2 protein-coding genes are annotated in these 1,106 nt (G+C 56.4%); both read right to left on the bottom strand.

From position 1 onward, the window contains the following. Positions 1-40: 40 nt before the first annotated feature. A complete protein-coding gene (locus tag SHM7688_RS15880) occupies positions 41-412 on the bottom strand; it encodes a hypothetical protein (protein ID WP_058240894.1) in 372 nt (123 codons plus the stop codon). A gap of 3 nt (positions 413-415) precedes the next feature. Next, on the bottom strand, positions 416-1,099 hold the full coding sequence (locus tag SHM7688_RS15875) for a DUF502 domain-containing protein (RefSeq protein ID WP_058240893.1): 684 nt from the start codon (positions 1,097-1,099) through the stop codon (positions 416-418). Positions 1,100-1,106 lie beyond the last annotated feature (7 nt).

Genomic DNA, 1,106 nt, shown 5'->3' with positions numbered 1-1,106 from the left:
TACAAAGACACGTTGTATTGAGGGTTTGCGCCGCGCGCCGCTATTGGCGGGCAAGCACCAGCAGAGAGTGGGTGAGATACCCGCCTGCGCTGTCTTGCCCATAGCTGCCTGAGAGCTTGTAGACTGCCCATTTTTGCGGATCCCAGTTATGGGCCAGCATATGCGCGTGGGCCGCCTCAGCGCTTTCAAAAGCCAGACCGCCCGGATAAAGGCCAAACAGCATTGGGCCAAATTTGACCACGGTTTTATCTTGGGCCAGCGCGGTATCATAGCTCTCGCGCGCGCCGATGGTGAAAATGGGATCCGTCACCGTTGCGCGCACGACCGGAGAGAGCGCAGGCCGTATGCCAAACACAAACACGATGAGCAGCAGCGCCAAGGTGCCGATGGTCACATAAGCCAGATGCCGCATAGGTCAGTCTTCAGAAGGTTTAGACGGATCTTTTGGATTTGGGTAAACCAGACCGGCGGAGATCACCAGTTTGGCGGCATCTTCCACGGACATATCCAGCTCGATCACGTCATCTTTGGGGAAGAACAGCAGAAAACCCGATGTGGGGTTGGGGGTTGTCGGGACAAAGACGCTCATCAGCGGGCTGGTTGTTGCCGCAGTCTGAGCCACTTCGCCTTTGGCATTGGTGGAGATGAAGCCGATGGCCCAGATGCCGCGGCGCGGGTATTCGATCAAGCAGGCTTTTTCAAAGGTGCGTTCGCTCTGTGCAAAGACGGTTTCGGCGATTTGTTTCACACCGGAGTAGATTGAGCGCACAACCGGCATGCGATCCACCAGGCTTTCGGCAAAGCGGATGAGAGAGCGCCCGAGAATGCCCTTGGCGATCCAGCCGACAATCACAGTGAAGATCAGAAAAATGATCAGCCCGACGCCGCGCAGGTTGATGCCAATATATTCTTCGGGCTGAATGGTTTGCGGCACCAGCGGAAGTACAAAGCCATCGACCCAGCCCATCAGGGTCCAGATCAGCCAGATGGTCAGCGCGATGGGCAGGATGACAACAATGCCGGTCAGGAAGCTTGACCGCAGTCGCGCCAGAAAGCCGATTTTGTGTTTTGTGGGATCTTCGTCAAAAGGCGTTGTCATTGCGTGG

The organism is Shimia marina (genome assembly GCF_001458175.1).
Classification (GTDB): Bacteria; Pseudomonadota; Alphaproteobacteria; order Rhodobacterales; family Rhodobacteraceae; genus Shimia; species Shimia marina.
The sequence above is the reverse complement of the archived record's forward strand: the minus strand, read 5'-3'. Positions and strand labels throughout refer to the sequence as shown.

What these genes read in the sequence shown, in the direction of transcription:
- SHM7688_RS15880 (WP_058240894.1), bottom strand. Translation starts at nt 412, where the DNA reads ATGCGGCATCTGGCTTATGTGACCATCGGCACCTTGGCGCTGCTGCTC.
- SHM7688_RS15875 (WP_058240893.1), bottom strand. Translation starts at nt 1,099, where the DNA reads ATGACAACGCCTTTTGACGAAGATCCCACAAAACACAAAATCGGCTTT.